The organism is Sulfitobacter sp. R86518 (assembly GCF_042466275.1).
Taxonomy (GTDB): domain Bacteria; phylum Pseudomonadota; class Alphaproteobacteria; order Rhodobacterales; family Rhodobacteraceae; genus Sulfitobacter; species Sulfitobacter pontiacus.
The window spans coordinates 1,085,567-1,100,885 of sequence record NZ_JAXHCA010000005.1 but is presented as its reverse complement, the minus strand read 5'-3'; the positions used below and the strand labels follow the sequence as shown (position 1 = coordinate 1,100,885).

Here is a 15,319-nt window from a genome sequence, read left to right as displayed (position 1 = left end):
CCCTTAGGCCGCGGCGGGCATCTGGTCGGCCGCCGCGGCATCCTGCTGCTGGCGCAGCTTGGGCATGGTAAAGATCACCAGCCCCAATGCGGCCACACCACAAAGCGCGATGCTCACCACCATGGGCACAGCGGTGCCGTCAAAGAACGGCGTCGTCGCAGCGATGCAAAAGGCCCCCGTCAGCATTGTCAGGCTTCCGCTGAGCGAGGACGCCATACCCGCGCGCCGCCCATGCGCATCAAGTGCCGCGACCATGGCCGAAGGCACAACGACCCCCAGAAAGGAATAGGCCAGAAACAGCCCGATCAACAGCACCGGCAGCGTGCCGAAACCGGCCAGCACAACGCCCGTCAACAGCGCAGAGCAGACGGCAAAGCCGGTGACACCGCGCCCGATCAGCGTGGCAAGCCCCCACATATCAGCAAGACGCCCGGCCGCCTGCGTGGCGATAAAGAACCCCACCGCGTTAAAGGCGAAGGCCAGCGAGAACTCGGTCGGGGTCAGCCCGAATTGACCGGTGTAGACGAAGGACGCGCTGGAGATGAACAAGAAGAAGCTCGCCATGCCGAAACCCGCGATGAAGGTCAGGCCGACGAACACCGGATCGCGGAACAGGATACCACAACTGCGCGACAGCTCGCGCAGATTGACCTTGCGGCGTTTGTCTGCGGTCAGCGTCTCGGGCAGCGCGATTTGCGCCATCGTCAACGTCGCCGCCGCAAGGATAGCAAGGGCGAGGAAAATCTCGCGCCAGCTGCCGAAACTGACCACCGCGCTACCCGCCAAGGGGGCCAGCATGGGCGAGACCGAGATCACCAGCATGATCGACGACATCAACCGCGTCGCCTGCGCACCGGTGTACATATCGCGCACGATGGCACGGGGAATGACCATCACCGTCGCCCCCCCGATGCCCTGCACCAGACGCCCCAGCACCAGCGTCTCGATGTCGGGGGCCACAGCACAGATCACCGCGCCGACGCAGAAAATGCTCATCCCGATGGCAAGGGTCTTTTTGCGCCCGATCTGGTCGGACAGCGGCCCATAGACCAGCTGCGACACGCCGTAGGCGAGGAAATAGGCGACCAGCGTAATCTGGGCCGCCGAGACAGAGACATCCAGCGCCTCTTCGATCGCGGGCAAGGCAGGCAGATACATGTCGATGGCAAAAGGACCTGTCACACAGATAGAGCCAAGAATAAGGGCGGTACGGAACATTCCGGCAGGCATGGGTAGTCCTTCAAATTTATGGGCAAGGCTGTGGGGGTGCCGCGCGTCGTGGCGCTCGGCCAGCGCTGAGCTAGCACATATGCACCCGACGGCAAGAATGCACCATGTTGTTTGTATGCATATGCCGGCAATTCACTGCTTGTTGATCGAATTTTGCTCGTTCATGGGGGCAAGACGTACTAGGTTCCAGCGGGAAGCCGTGGCCCCGCGGGCCGCGCAAACCGAAGGAGAGACCACATGATCCGCAAGACACTCGCCGCGACAACGCTCGCCCTCACGGCGCTGGCCGCCCTACCAGCCGGCGCCGATATTATCACCAAGATGAGCCCCCATTCCGTTCCCGACACAATCGACCGTCTGGAAACTGCCGTGACCGAAGCCGGTGCCACGGTCTTTGCCCGCGTGGACCACGCCGAAGGCGCGACCAAAGTGGATATGGAGCTGCGCCCGACCACACTGCTGATCTTTGGCAACCCCAAGCTGGGCACGCCTGCGATGCTGGACGGTCAGACCGCTGGTCTAGACCTGCCCATGCGCGTGCTGGCCTATGCCGATGACAGCGGCATGGTGCATGTCAGCTACCACGACCCCGCCACATTGGCCGCAGACCACGGGTTGCCCGATGACGCGGAATATCTGACCAAAATGACCGGCGCGCTGGACAAGCTCACCGATAAGGCCATCGCGGAGGAATAACCCCCGCGCCGACCAAACCTTTGTAACGCCAGCTATTCGCCCTCGGATTGCTGGCGTTGCCACAGTTGCGCATAGCGCCCGTTGCGTGCCAGCAGATCGTCATGGGTGCCCTGTTCTACCACCTCGCCCTGCTCCAGCACGACGATACGGTCGGCCTCGGCCACGGTGGACAGGCGGTGCGCGATGGTCAGCACCGTGCGCCCCTTGCCCGCCTGACGCAGGGCATCCTGAATCTCGTGCTCCGTCTCGCTATCCAGCGCGCTTGTTGCTTCGTCCAGCAGCAGGATCGGCGGGTTTTTCAGCAGGGTCCGCGCGATACCGACACGCTGCTTTTCCCCCCCCGACAGTTTCAGCCCGCGTTCACCCACAGCGGTTTCATACCCGTGGGGCAAACGCTGGATAAAGTCGTGGATCTGCGCCGATTTCGCCGCCGCTTCGATGTCTTCTTGCGTGGCGTTATCGCGGCCATAGGCGATGTTATAGCCGATGGTGTCGTTGAACAGCACGGTATCCTGAGGCACCACGCCAATCGCGCGGTGCAGGCTGTCTTGGGTCACATCGCGCACATCTTGCCCGTCCACACGCACGGCACCGCCCTGCACATCATAGAACCGGAACAGCAAACGCCCGATGGTGGATTTCCCCGATCCGGTAGAGCCGACAATCGCCACCATCTCGCCCGGGGCGGCTTCGATCGACACGCCCTTGAGGATCTGTCGGTCGTCGTCATAGCCAAAGCGCACATTGTCCAGCGTGACACGCCCGCCGGAGACTTGCAGCGCAGGGGCATCAGGCTTGTCCGAGATTTCGGCCGGTTGATCAAGCAGCGTGAACATCTGCCCCATATCGACCAGCGCCTGCCGGATTTCGCGATAGACGGTGCCAAGGAAGTTCAGCGGCACGGTCAACTGCACCATATAAGCGTTGACCATGACGAAATCCCCCACGGTAAGATCACCGTTCTGCACCCCGATGGCGGCCAGGATCATCACGCCGACCAACCCGCAGGTGATCAGCAACGACTGGCCGAAGTTCAGGAAGGCAAGCGAGTAGTTCGTCTTGATCGCCGCCTCTTCATAGCCCGCCATCGCCGCGTCATAGCGCTGCGCCTCGCGCTGTTCGGCGACGAAATACTTGACGGTTTCATAGTTCAGCAGACTGTCGATGGCCTTTTGGTTGGCGTCTGTGTCGCGGTCGTTCATCTGGCGGCGCAGCTTCACGCGCCACTCGGTCACCGCGAAGGTAAACCAGACGTAAAGCCCGATGGTGACTGTCACGATCAGCAGATACCATGCGTCAAACAGCACGGTCAGGATGATGCCGACCAGCAGCAGCTCCAGAATCAACGGCCCGATCGAGAAGAGCAAGAAGCGCAGCAGGAATTCCACCCCCTTGACCCCGCGTTCGATGATCCGGCTCAGCCCGCCGGTCTTGCGCGTGATGTGATAGCGCATCGACAGCTTGTGGATATGCTCGAACGTCTCCAGCGCAAGCATCCGCAGGGCGCGCTGGCCGACACGGGCAAAGACCGCGTCGCGCAGCTGTTGAAAGCCCACGTTCATCGCGCGGGCCATACCATAGGCGATCGTCAGCCCCACCGCGCCAAGCGCCAGAAACGGCACGCCCTCATTCGCGAGAGCATCCACCGCGTCTTTGTAAAGTACGGGAATAACAACAGAAATCAGCTTGGACACCACCAAGAAGATCAGCGCCCAGACCACCCGTTTCTTGACCCATGGCATATCGTCGGGCCACAGGTACGGGGCCACCTTGCGCAGGACAAGCAAGTTCGACTGCCGCTCTGCAGCTTGGGCGATCTCCTCTTCTGTCATGGGATATCGGGTGGCGGGTTTGGGCTGGCTGGCAGTGCGCGGGCTATCGGCTGACATGAACGATCCTGTGTGGTTGCCCCTTACATAGGGCCGTCAGCCGGATCATGCCAGTGCAGCAGTTTCATCTGTCTGCATAGCCGCTCGTCAATCGGGCAGATCAAAGACCTGACCGGGGTAGATCAGATCGGGATCGCGGATTGATGAGCGGTTGGCGGCAAAGACGCGCACATAGAGCGTCGGGTCGCCGTAGCGTTCGCGCGCGATGGCCCAAAGCGTGGCCCCTTCCTGCACGGTCACCGCCTTGATCGGGCCGTCGTTGTCTGCGGTGGCACGGGCCAGCACCTCGGGGGATTCACGTTTGAACGGGGTTTCCACGCGGCTGATCACGTCGCCGCCCTGATCCAGCTCATCCACGCGCAGGGTGTAGATGCCGGTCTTGATATCCTCGATATCGCCGCGCCAACGGCCTTGGGGGTCCACCTCAAGCGCACCGACGCTGCGGTTGTCCAGATAGACCCGCACGGAAGACGCCTGCGCCTGTGCGCGCCCCGCCAGCCGGACCTCGCCCTCATCGGAATAGGTGATCGTGTCGAGCGCGATGCGGTCTGTCACCTCGGGCGCGGTGCCGGGCAGTAATTCCACACCGTCGGCGTCGGATTTCAACACGGCGACGGGGGTATCAGCAGACGGGGGCGCGGGATCGGGCTGCGGCGTCACGGCGGCGACCTCGGTCATCTCGGGGGCGCTGTCATCGGGTGCTTCCCCCAGCGGTTCCGCGACCGGAGCGGAGGCTGTTTCAGGGGCCGTGTCGTCGGGCGTGGTCTCTGGCGTGGCAACTGATGTGGTGTCTATGGATACGTCTGATGTATCCGCCAGTGCCACCTGCGCCACGGCAGGTGCAGTGATCGGGGCCAAGATGACTTCCTCGACCGAGGCGACAGGGCCTGTTTCGGCATCCGCGCTCAGGCTCAGGATCTTGCCGCTGCCATCGGGCGGCAAAATGGCAAGCGTGGCGAATTTGCCAGAGCGATCGGCCTGCGCGCTGGCGACCTCTGCCCCGTTGCTGATGACGCTGACGCGGGCCCCTGGTGCTGCGCGGCCTGCGATCACGGTCATCCCGTCTCCCTCGCGGCGCACCTCGTCAAAGCTGGGGGTGGCGGGCGATGCGGCAAGGTCAGGCGTTTGCGGCCCAGGGGGAACGGTGGCGGCGGCCTTGGTGTCTTGGGGTGCGGTGGCGGTCTGCGCGGGGGGCTGGGCCGCGGGTTTCGGCTGGGCGGCGGTGTCTTTCCTCGTGTCCGGCACGACGGGACCCGCATCTTGCGACCAGATATATCCCGCAACGGCAACCGCCACGACCAGCGCGGCGCCCGCAAACTGAGCACCCCGCGTTTGAAACACCCACATCCCGTTCATCCCTTTGAACTTCCCCACATTGAGGACTTGTACCAAGCAGGCTATCACGGGTCAAAATGCAGCTGCATGCCATGTGCATATTCGCAAAAAGGACCCCCGTTTATGATCCAGAAATCCGTATGTGTTTACTGCGGCTCGCGCCCCGGTGATGACCCCGAATATACCGCACAAGCCGACGCTTTGGGGCGCGCTTTGGCGCAGAACGACTGGCGGCTGGTCTATGGCGCGGGGGACGTGGGGCTGATGGGCACCGTTGCACGCGCGGCGCAAACGGCGGGCGGCACGACCTTTGGCGTGATCCCCGATCATCTGGTGAAATGGGAGGTCGGAAAGACCGATCTGACCACCTATGTCGTGACCGAAACCATGCATGAACGCAAAAAGGTGATGTTCATGAATTGCGATGCCGTGGTGGTCCTGCCCGGCGGTGCCGGATCACTGGACGAGCTGTTCGAAGTGCTGACCTGGCGCCAGTTGGGGCTACATCAGAAGCCGGTAATCCTATTGAATACAAATGGTTACTGGGATCCTCTCACAGCGCTTCTGGATCATGTCGTCGCCCGCGGCTTTGCCGAAGAAAGCCTGCTTGGCTATGTGGATACGGTCGATGACGTTGACGGCGCGCTGGACGTTCTGCGCCGCAGCCTGACCGCGTAGAGGTACGCGCGTCAGCTCGCGCGGCAGTGCAGAAAGCGCCTGCGCGGCAACGGGTTGATCGGCGGCGAAGCAGGATCAGGAGTGTTATGGGCGGTAAGTTAAAGCGGCCAACGCCATACTCCCTGTTCGCCGCGAGCACGCGCGATACAGCAAAGGGCACCCACGTCTGGATGCCCTTTCAAATCACCGCCCTGCGGCAACCCGAATACCTATTGATCCGGCCGCATAGCCAGAGTTCGACTGTTGCTATGCGGCCACATCATCACGCTGTTTCAAGCGTCGATTTCACGATATTCTCGATCTCTTCGATGGGGTGGTTCGTCAGCGTCTTGGGGATTTCGCCCACGACTTTGTCTGCGACTTCTTTGTGCATCTCGTGACGCAACTCGCCCAGAGTGTTCGGCGGTGCGACCAGAATGATCTTGTCGAACTTGCCCTTATGCGCCTGTTTGTACAGAATATCCGCCAGTTCGCTGGCAAAGCGGTCCTTGGACAGCTGGTGCCAGTCGGTGTCGTCCACAGCCGAGCGGTGCACAGACGGGCCATCGTTGAAGCGTCCACGACGATTGGCGGCCTGATCGCGGTTGGGCGGGTTTTCCTGCTCTTCCTCACGGAAGACCTGCAGGAACGGATCCTCTCCGTCGGTTTCATTCACCATGAACAGCGCTTTTTCACCGTCTGCGATCAGCACCCAAGTGCCATTTTCAATCTTGGTCATGCGTCTTCTCCGTGGTTGCGTTTGTCTTCGCCAGTGACGCGGGTGTCAGCGCCGGGTTTGTCGACCACCTGTTTCTGTTCGTCCTGTGTGCCGACATCGCGTTGCAGCCCGCCACCCGAGCGGCCCTGATGGTCAACATCATCGGCTTCGCTGATGTATTTGTCGGTTTCCTTGACGCCGTCCTGCGATCTGTGACGCTCTGCCATCGTGGTCTCCTTCTCATCTTGTGGGTTCATGGGTAAAACGCCCCAATCACGCCCGCGGTTCCACAAGAAAAGGCCCCACAGCGGAATGCTGCAGGGCCTTTCACATAAATATTTCAACAGGTTGGCGCGATGCCTTAACCCATCATATCGCGATTACATGCGCGATGCGACGTTGTCCCAGTTGACCAGATTGTCGAGGAAGTTCGACAGGTAGTCGGGGCGCGCGTTGCGGAAATCGATGTAGTAGGAGTGTTCCCAAACGTCGCAGCCCAGCAGTGCGGTCTGGCCGAAACAGACGGGGTTCACGCCGTTTTCGGTCTTGGTCACTTTCAGGCCACCGTCGGTGTCCTTGACCAGCCATGCCCAACCGGAGCCGAACTGACCGCCGCCGGCTGCTTTGAATTCATCCTTGAACTTATCGACGGAGCCAAAGCTTTCGGTGATCGCTTTTTCCAGCTCGGACGGCATTTTGCTGTCTTCGGGGGACATCATTTCCCAGAACTGGTTGTGGTTCCACAGCTGGCTGATGTTGTTGAAGATACCGCTTTGCGCAACCGCATCAGGGTTGTAGGTGCCCTTGATGATTTCCTCGAGGGTCTTGCCTTCCCACTCGGTGCCTTCAATGGCTTTGTTGCCGTTGGTGACATAGGCGTTGTGGTGCTTATCGTGGTGATATTCCAGCGTTTCCTTGGACATACCTTTGGATGCAAGCGCATCGTGGGCATAGGGAAGATCAGGAAGAGTAAAAGCCATGAGAAAAGCCTCCGTTATTGAATTGCGTCTGGGTCACATGAAGCCCGTCCCGTCATAAGGTCAAGTGCTGATCGACCCGCAAGGGGGAAACCGGCACAGCCGACGGGGCGCTTCTATCGTCACCCGCTTAAGGGTAAAACGGCTGGCTGGGGCGAATGTTCCCGCCAGTCTGCCGCCCTGCCCCTGACCAGCGGCTTACCGCGCGGTGCTATAATATTCGGGGGCGGACCCGGCCTGTGCCGCGGTTTTGAGCAGATCAAACACATATTGCGCGACCGAGCGGAAGCAGACCAGACGGAAGCTGTCGCCGTCCTCGATCCAGAACGCCGCCGGCACCTGCGCCAGCCGCGTGCGGCGGATCATGCCGGGGGTAAAACTGTCTGGCGACAGATCCACCGGGGCGAGCTTGGCCAGCACATCGCGGCTGTGCGTCCCGCTGATGCGAAACACCGCCCGCGCATCGGATACATTGACCGCCAACGTGTGATTGCTGCCAAAGCATTTGGTCAGCATGTCGATGGTGTCGCTGACCTGATCGTAGGGGCAAAGCAACAACAGCTCGTCCGGTGACATCCACGCGACACCGCGATCCCCGTTGATCTGGACACTGCGGGTATCGGGAAGGCCCAGGCCAACGGCCTTTTTCAGCGCCTTCTTCATATAGCCCGCCCCCAGATCCCCGCGGACAGAGATCATGCCAATCGGGTCCATCAGGGTCACCTCGGCAATGCCGCCGGTGAATTCCGCCGCTTTCAATGCGCTTACCGCCTCAGACATTTTGCTTGGCCCCTTCTTTGTCATAGAACACCGGATCGACGATTTTCGCCTGATAGGTCTTGCCGTCGGTCCCGGGGAAGTCGATCACCTCGCCCATGCGCTCCGGCCCGTTCAGGACCAGCCCCATAGCGATCCCCTTACCCAAGGTCGGCGAATGATAGGTCGAGGTGACACGCCCGATCATATTGCGCTGGCCGTTCTCGTTCTCGCCCTCGCCCACGGCATAGGCCCCGTCCGGCAGGGTGCTGCCGTCGGTTGTTTCCAGCCCCACCAGTTTCCAACGCGTCGGGTCCACCATATGGGACCGCTGCTGCGCGCGCTTGCCCAAGTAGTCGTCTTTCTTTTTCGAGATCGCCCAGTTCAGCCCCAGATCCTGCGGGATCACAGTGCCGTCGGTTTCGTCCCCGATCATGATAAAGCCCTTTTCGGCGCGCAGGATGTGCAGACATTCCGTGCCATAGGGCATCACGCCCAGATCATTGCCCGCCACCATCAGCGCATCCCAGAAGGCCTGTCCTTGCCCTGCATCCACCGCGATCTCGTAGCTCAGCTCGCCCGAGAAAGAGATCCGGTAAACGCGGCACTTGAAGCCCCCCAGCGTGCCGTCCGCCCACTCCATAAAGGCCAGCGCTTCCTTGCTGACATCCATGCCGCCCAGCTTTTCCAGACATTTGCGTGCATTGGGGCCGACCACGGCGATCTGCGCATATTGCTCGGTGACATTGGCGACATAGACGTTGAAATCCCACCACTCGGTCTGGAGCCATTCTTCCATATGCTGGTGGATGCTTTCCGCGCCGCCCGTCGTTGTATGGCACAGGAAGGTGTCGTCATCGATCCTCGCAACGACACCATCGTCGATCAGGAACCCGTTTTCCGAGCACATCAGGCCATAGCGGCATTTACCCGGTTTCAGCGTGCTCATCATATTGGTGTAAAGCATGTCGAGGAAGCGCCCCGCGTCCGGTCCCTTGACGATGATCTTGCCAAGGGTGGAGGCATCCAGCATCCCCAGTTTGCTGCGCGTGTTGGTGACCTCGCGCATCACCGCGTCATGGGTGGTTTCGCCCTTGCGCGGATAGGCATAGGGGCGTCGCCATTGGCCGACGGGTTCCCATTCGGCACCGTTCGCGTCGTGCCAGTCATGCAGCGGGGTGCGGCGGATCGGCTGGAAGACATCGCCACGCGCCTCGCCCGCGATCGCGCCCATCGAAATCGGGTGGTACGGCGGGCGGAAGGTGGTGGTCCCAACGGCGGGAATATCCGCATCCATCGCGCCCGCCAGCGTTGCCAGCCCGTTGATATTGCTGAGCTTCCCTTGATCCGTTGCCATGCCGAGCGTGGTATAGCGTTTGGCGTGTTCGACGCTGACAAAGCCTTCTTGCGCGGCGAGCCGCACGTCTGACACTTTGACATCGTTCTGATAATCCAGCCACGTCTTCTCGCGCAGCTTCACATTTGCGCCTTGCGGCATCATCCAGACGGAAGCGAGCGGCGCTTCCTCTTGCCGGTCGGCATTCGGCGAGACAGCATCGGCGGGCAGCTTGAACCCCAGTGTCGTGACCACCCCATCGGCGGCGGCATGGGCGTCGTGCAAGATATCATCCAGCGCAAAGAACCCGCCCGCGGCACCGGCAGCGGTGACAAAACCATGCCCGTCCGCCCCCAGCGGCGGATTGTTCACATCGGGGCGGAACATGGCCCCCGCAGTATCCCAGGTCAGCTTGCCGCCGCAATGGGACCACAGATGCACCACCGGCGACCAGCCGCCCGACATGGCCACGGCGTCACAGGGGAAGGTTTCAAGCACCGCACCCTCGCCCGCTTGGCTGCACACCTCTACGCCGGTCACGCGTTTCCCGCCTGTGACCCGCGCCACGGCATGACCCATCATCACGCGAATGCCCAGATCTTTAGCGTGCGTCATCAGCGCGGAATCCTGCGGCAGCACACGGGCATCCAGAATGGCGGGCACGGTCAGACCGGCCTCGGTCAAGGCGATGGCGGTGCGGTAGGCGTCGTCATTATTGGTGACCACCACCGTGCGATCCCCGACCGACACGCCATAGTTCACCAGATAATCCCGCACAGAGGCGGCCAGCATCACGCCGGGGATGTCATTGCCAGCAAAGGACAAAGGCCGTTCAATCGCGCCGGTGGCGGTCACGATATGACCGGCGCGAATGCGCCAGAGCCGGTGGCGCGGTCCGGCAGTCTCGGGCGCGTGGTCCGTCAGCCGTTCATAGCCCAGCACGTAGCCGTGGTCATAAACTCCCGCCCCCATGACACGGGTGCGCAGGGTGACGTTTTCCATCCCCGACAGCTCTGCCACCAGCGCGTCGATGAAATCGGCGACAGGTGTGCCATCGACCGTGCCGCCATCCACGGGCGCGCGGCCGCCCCAATGGGCGGTCTGTTCCAGCACGATGACCTTGGCACCGGACAGGGCCGCGGTGCGCGCGGCCTCTAGCCCTGCGACACCGCCGCCGATGATCAGCACATCGCAAAAGGCGTGGAAATGCTCATAGGTATCGCCATCGGTCTCCTTGGGCGCTTTGCCCAGACCGGCAGAGTGGCGGATGATCGGCTCGTAGACATGCTTCCAGAAGGGGCGCGGGTGGATGAACATCTTGTAGTAGAAGCCCGCGGGCAGAAAGCGGCTCAGGTGTTTGTTGATCGCGCCAACGTCGAATTCGAGGCTGGGCCAATGGTTTTGGCTTTCCGCCTTGAGCCCGTCGAAAAGATCGGTGGTCGTGGCGCGTTGGTTGGGTTCAAACCGGTCGCCCTGCCCGAGGTTCACCAGCGCGTTGGGTTCTTCCGGGCCCGCCGCCACGATGCCGCGCGGACGGTGGTATTTGAACGACCGCCCCACCAGCATCTGGTCATTCGCCAGCAAGGCCGAGGCCAGGGTATCGCCCTCGAAGCCGCGCAGCTGCTTTCCGTTGAACGAAAAACTGACAGCATTTGATTTGTTCAGCAGGCGGCCGCCTGTGGCAATTCTGGTGCTCATGAAGTCAAACCTTGGTGTGGGGCGAAAGCGCGGGCGCCTCCGGCGGGAGTTTTCTTGGCAAAATGAAGAACGGCAGCGGTCATGGGGCGGCGGCGGCCTGCCAATCGGGGCGACGGTCCTGTATCTTGTCGATGATCTCTTGCGGGACCGTGCTGGTCTGGGCGGTATAGGTGCCGAAGACTTCGAGCGTCATGGTATCGCGCGCGGCGTGGAACCATTTGCCACAGCCATAGACATGCCGCCAGCGTTCAAAATGCACGCCCTTGGGGTTTTCCCGCATGAACAGGTATTTTTCGAAGTCGCTGTCAGAGGACCCCGGACCAAAACGTTTCAGATGCGCCTCGCCGCCTGCGTGGAATTCGGTTTCCTCGGCGGTGATGCCGCAGTTGGGGCATGTCAGGGTCAGCATGGGGCGCTCCTTTCTAGGGTCGGTTGAAACGCAAAAAGGCCAGCCCCCGCGCGAGGGCCAGCCTTGATCATATTGGATAGAGTGGAAAGCGGCTTAGTTGCCGGTTGCTTCCTCGGCCGCGCCTTCAACGGCATCGGCAGCACCATCAGCCGCGCCTTCGACATTGACGTTGATGTCGCCAGAGTTGTCCATCGGGTTGCCACCGGCGAAGAAGTAAAAGCCGAAGCCAAGGACCAGAACGACGAGAACGCCGATGACGATCCCCGATCCGGTGCCGCTGGTTTTGTTGACGGTGGTGTGTGGCGCTTGGTTGTTGTCAGGCGTAGCCATGGGAATGGTCCTTCATAAACTTGATATGAAGTGCAAACCCCGTTCACAGGCAAAAAGTTCCACAGCCCCATTGGGCGGGCAGGTTTCCGCGCGCCGATCAATGCGCCACCCCGGCGGCCACGGATTCGTCGATGAACCGCCCTTCCTGGAACCGGTTCAGGCCAAAAGCATCCGTCAGCGGCGACCGCCCCTTGGCCATCAGCTCGGCCATGGCCCAGCCCGAGCCGGGGATCGCCTTGAACCCGCCGGTGCCCCAGCCACAGTTGACGAACACGCCCTCGACCGGCGTTTTAGACAGGATCGGAGAGCGGTCCCCCGTCACATCCACAATACCGCCCCATTGGCGCAACATCTTGAGACGGGACACCATCGGGAAGGTCTCGACCAAGGCGCGGACCGTTTCCTCGATATGGTGGAAAGAGCCGCGTTGGGTGTAGTTGTTATAGCCATCCGTGCCGCCGCCGATCACCATCTCACCCTTGTCGGATTGGCTCATGTAGCCATGCACCGTATTGGCCATGACCACGACATCCATGCAGGGTTTGATCGGCTCTGACACCAGCGCTTGCAGGGCGACGGATTCGATCGGGAGCCGGAAGCCCGCCATATCAGCCAGATGACCAGAGTGGCCGGCGACCACCATGCCCAGCTTGTCACAGTCGATATCGCCACGGTTGGTCGACACGCCCGTCACCTTGCCGTTTTCCTGACGGATGCCGGTGACCTCGCATTTCTGGATCACGTCCATGCCCATATCGGAACAGGCCCGCGCATAGCCCCAGGCCACCGCATCATGCCGTGCCGTGCCGCCACGGCGCTGCCAGAGCCCGCCCAGAACCGGATAACGTGGCCCGTCAATATTGATGATCGGCACCAGTTCCTTGACCTTTTCGGGCCCGATGAATTCGGTCTGCACCCCCTGCAGCGCGTTGGCATGGGCCGTGCGCTGGTAGCCGCGCACTTCGTGATGGGTCTGCGCCAGCATGATCACGCCGCGCGGGCTGAACATCACGTTATAGTTCAGATCCTGGCTCATGGTCTCGTAGAGCGAGCGCGCCTTTTCATAGATCGCGGCGGAGGGGTCTTGCAGGTAGTTGGACCGGATGATCGTGGTGTTGCGGCCCGTGTTGCCGCCCCCGAGCCAGCCTTTCTCCAGAATGGCGACATTGGTGATGCCGAAGTTTTTACCCAGGTAATAGGCCGTCGCCAGACCATGCCCCCCGGCCCCGACGATGATCACGTCATAGCGTTTCTTCGGCTGTGCATCGCGCCAGGCCCGCTGCCAGCCGATATGATGGCGCAGGGCTTCGCGGGCGACGGCAAAGGCTGAGTATTTCTTCATGAAAGCGGTCTCCGGCAAAGATTCGTACGCCGTGGCGTAGGCTTGGCTTCTTTCTGGGTCTTCGGGCGAAAAAGAGGATACCCGGCGCGGCATTCCTTAACAGTTTTACGACATCCGCCGCAATCTGGCAAAAACCTAGCCGCCGCCGCGACAAGGTGCAGCAATATGGCCTCTTTTGTCACGTCGCCGCAGCGGTTAGGTGTGCAGCACCTATAATTACTGGACCGCATCTTTATGAGTTTCTGGATCATCGCCGCCGCCGGAGCCGCCCTTGTGACCGTGTTGCTGGCGCGTGCCCTGACCCGTGGGGCCAGCGCGCCTTCCGAAACCGGTGCCGCCCATGACGTGCAGGTTTATCGCGACCAGCTGGCCGAGGTTGAACGCGATGTCGCGCGCGGGGTGTTGCCCGAAGCCGACGCCATCCGCGTGCGCACCGAAATCTCGCGCCGTATTCTGGCCGCGGATGCTGCCGGACAAAATACGCCCGCCGCAAGTGGCACGCCGTCGCCTATCGTCATCGCGGTGATCGCGCTGGTCTTGCTGGGCGGCAGCCTTGGGCTCTACTGGCAGTTGGGTGCGCCGGGCTATGGGGATCTGGCGTTGCAGGACCGTATCGCGCGGGCCGAAGACATGCGCCGGAACCGACCCGATCAGGCCACCGCCGAGGCAGAGCTGCCCGACGCCGATTTGCCGCCCGAGCTCAGCCCCGAATATGAAGCGCTGCTGACCCGCCTGCGCGAAACGGTTGCCGCGCGGCCCGATGATGTGCAGGGCCATGTCCTGCTGGCCCAGAACGAGGCGCGCGTTGGCAACTATGCCGCCGCAGCCGCCGCGCAGGGCAAGGTTGTGCGCCTCAAGGGGGCGGAGGCCTCGATTGACGACGTGTCGGGCTATGCGGAGCTGCTGGTGATGGCGGCGGGGGGCTATGTCTCGCCCGAAGCCGAGGCGGTGTTGCGCGCGGTGCTGACCCGTGATGTCGAAAACGGCACGGCGCGGTATTATTGGGGGCTGATGCTGGTGCAAACCGGGCGCCCTGATCTGGCGTTCCGCATGTGGGACGGGTTGCTGCGCCGCGGCCCCGAAGATGCCCCGTGGATCGCGCCTATCCTGGCGCAGATCACCCCTATCGCCACGATGGCCGGTGTGGACTATACCGTGCCCGAGATTGGCAGCGGCGCGCTGCGCGGCCCCTCGGCCGAAGATATCGACGCGGCGCAGGATATGACCCCTGCCGAACGGATGGAGATGATCGGCGGCATGGTCGAAAGCCTGTCGTCGCGGCTTGCCAGCCAGGGCGGGCCGGTCGAGGATTGGGCGCGGTTGATCACATCGCTTGGCGTTCTTGGGGAAACGGCAAGGGCGCGGGCTATTTACGAGAATGCGGTAGAGGTCTTTGCCGATGACCCCGCCGCGATGGATGATATTCAACGCGCGGGCGAACGCGCCGGGGTAACCGAATGATCTATGACGACATATCAGATTTTGCCGCCGCCCTGCCCCCGATGCAGGCGTTGATCGGGTTGGACCTTGGAGAAAAGACCATCGGCGTTGCGGTCAGCGACAGTTTTCTGTCGATCGCCACTCCGCTGGAAACCGTGCGCCGCAAGAAATTCGGGGTTGATGCCGCCCGCCTGTCAGAGATCATTGCCGCCCGCGGGATCGGCGGGGTGGTGCTGGGCCTGCCGCGCAATATGGACGGATCGGAAGGGGCGCGCTGTCAGTCGACACGGGCCTTTGCGCGGAACTTTGACCGGCTGGGAGATATTCCCATCGGGTTCTGGGACGAACGGCTGAGCACGGTCGCCGCGGAACGTGCGCTGCTGGAGGCCGATACATCGCGTCGCCGCCGCGCCGAGGTGATCGACCACGTGGCCGCGGGCTATATTCTGCAAGGGGTGCTGGACCGTTTGCGTGTGATCAAGGCGCAGGGCGCGTCGGCCTGAGGC

15 protein-coding genes are annotated in these 15,319 nt (G+C 62.0%); 4 read left to right on the top strand and 11 right to left on the bottom strand.

What is annotated here, in order from left to right; translation table 11 throughout:
* Positions 1-3: 3 nt before the first annotated feature.
* Positions 4-1,230 carry a multidrug effflux MFS transporter gene (locus SJY36_RS06225; RefSeq protein ID WP_237271864.1) on the bottom strand — a complete coding sequence of 409 codons (1,227 nt, stop codon included), beginning with the start codon at positions 1,228-1,230 and terminating at the stop codon, positions 4-6.
* A 237-nt stretch (positions 1,231-1,467) separates the two neighbouring features.
* On the opposite strand from SJY36_RS06225, the gene SJY36_RS06220 reads away from it, so the two are divergent.
* The gene (locus tag SJY36_RS06220) at positions 1,468-1,926 is read left to right on the top strand and encodes a DUF302 domain-containing protein (RefSeq protein ID WP_386173677.1); all 459 of its coding nucleotides are present in this window, start codon (positions 1,468-1,470) and stop codon (positions 1,924-1,926) included.
* Between the two features lie 32 nt (positions 1,927-1,958).
* Here the strand turns inward: SJY36_RS06220 and SJY36_RS06215 are convergent, their stop codons facing one another.
* Both SJY36_RS06215 and SJY36_RS06210 read right to left on the bottom strand, forming a co-directional pair.
* Positions 1,959-3,758 carry an ABC transporter ATP-binding protein/permease gene (locus tag SJY36_RS06215; RefSeq protein WP_243251801.1) on the bottom strand — a complete coding sequence of 600 codons (1,800 nt, stop codon included), beginning with the start codon at positions 3,756-3,758 and terminating at the stop codon, positions 1,959-1,961.
* Between the two features lie 144 nt (positions 3,759-3,902).
* Positions 3,903-5,207, bottom strand: coding sequence for a peptigoglycan-binding protein LysM (locus tag SJY36_RS06210; protein WP_386173675.1), 1,305 nt, complete (start codon positions 5,205-5,207; stop codon positions 3,903-3,905).
* A 66-nt stretch (positions 5,208-5,273) separates the two neighbouring features.
* Here SJY36_RS06210 and SJY36_RS06205 point away from each other — a divergent pair, with 66 nt between their 5' ends.
* Complete coding sequence (locus SJY36_RS06205; RefSeq protein WP_005852616.1) at positions 5,274-5,828, top strand: TIGR00730 family Rossman fold protein; 555 nt, start codon at positions 5,274-5,276, stop codon at positions 5,826-5,828.
* A gap of 262 nt (positions 5,829-6,090) precedes the next feature.
* Here SJY36_RS06205 and SJY36_RS06200 read toward each other — a convergent pair whose 3' ends face one another.
* From SJY36_RS06200 to SJY36_RS06165, 8 genes are all read right to left on the bottom strand, one after another.
* Positions 6,091-6,546, bottom strand: a complete 456-nt coding sequence (locus tag SJY36_RS06200; protein WP_037962902.1) for a host attachment family protein — start codon at positions 6,544-6,546, stop codon at positions 6,091-6,093.
* Positions 6,543-6,782: a hypothetical protein gene (locus SJY36_RS06195; protein ID WP_386173672.1), complete on the bottom strand. Its 240-nt coding sequence runs from the start codon at positions 6,780-6,782 to the stop codon at positions 6,543-6,545. Before SJY36_RS06195 ends, SJY36_RS06200 begins: the two co-directional genes overlap by 4 nt.
* A 123-nt stretch (positions 6,783-6,905) precedes the next feature.
* Positions 6,906-7,505: a superoxide dismutase gene (locus SJY36_RS06190; RefSeq protein ID WP_005852611.1), complete on the bottom strand. Its 600-nt coding sequence runs from the start codon at positions 7,503-7,505 to the stop codon at positions 6,906-6,908.
* Between the two features lie 195 nt (positions 7,506-7,700).
* Entirely contained in the window at positions 7,701-8,282 is a 582-nt protein-coding gene (locus SJY36_RS06185; RefSeq protein WP_037962910.1) for a sarcosine oxidase subunit gamma, read from the bottom strand.
* Complete coding sequence (locus SJY36_RS06180; RefSeq protein ID WP_386173670.1) at positions 8,275-11,292, bottom strand: sarcosine oxidase subunit alpha family protein; 3,018 nt, start codon at positions 11,290-11,292, stop codon at positions 8,275-8,277. Before SJY36_RS06180 ends, SJY36_RS06185 begins: the two co-directional genes overlap by 8 nt.
* A gap of 79 nt (positions 11,293-11,371) precedes the next feature.
* On the bottom strand, positions 11,372-11,701 hold the full coding sequence (locus SJY36_RS06175) for a sarcosine oxidase subunit delta (protein ID WP_074635171.1): 330 nt from the start codon (positions 11,699-11,701) through the stop codon (positions 11,372-11,374).
* A 93-nt stretch (positions 11,702-11,794) separates the two neighbouring features.
* Entirely contained in the window at positions 11,795-12,031 is a 237-nt protein-coding gene (locus tag SJY36_RS06170; protein WP_386173668.1) for a hypothetical protein, read from the bottom strand.
* Positions 12,032-12,128: 97 nt separating this feature from the next.
* Complete coding sequence (locus SJY36_RS06165) at positions 12,129-13,373, bottom strand: sarcosine oxidase subunit beta family protein (RefSeq protein WP_386173666.1); 1,245 nt, start codon at positions 13,371-13,373, stop codon at positions 12,129-12,131.
* 234 nt (positions 13,374-13,607) lie between these two features.
* Here SJY36_RS06165 and ccmI point away from each other — a divergent pair, with 234 nt between their 5' ends.
* Entirely contained in the window at positions 13,608-14,834 is a 1,227-nt protein-coding gene (gene ccmI / locus SJY36_RS06160; RefSeq protein ID WP_386173664.1) for a c-type cytochrome biogenesis protein CcmI, read from the top strand.
* On the top strand, positions 14,831-15,316 hold the full coding sequence (gene ruvX / locus SJY36_RS06155) for a Holliday junction resolvase RuvX (protein WP_037943920.1): 486 nt from the start codon (positions 14,831-14,833) through the stop codon (positions 15,314-15,316). The genes ccmI and ruvX overlap by 4 nt, the downstream gene beginning before the upstream one ends.
* Positions 15,317-15,319 lie beyond the last annotated feature (3 nt).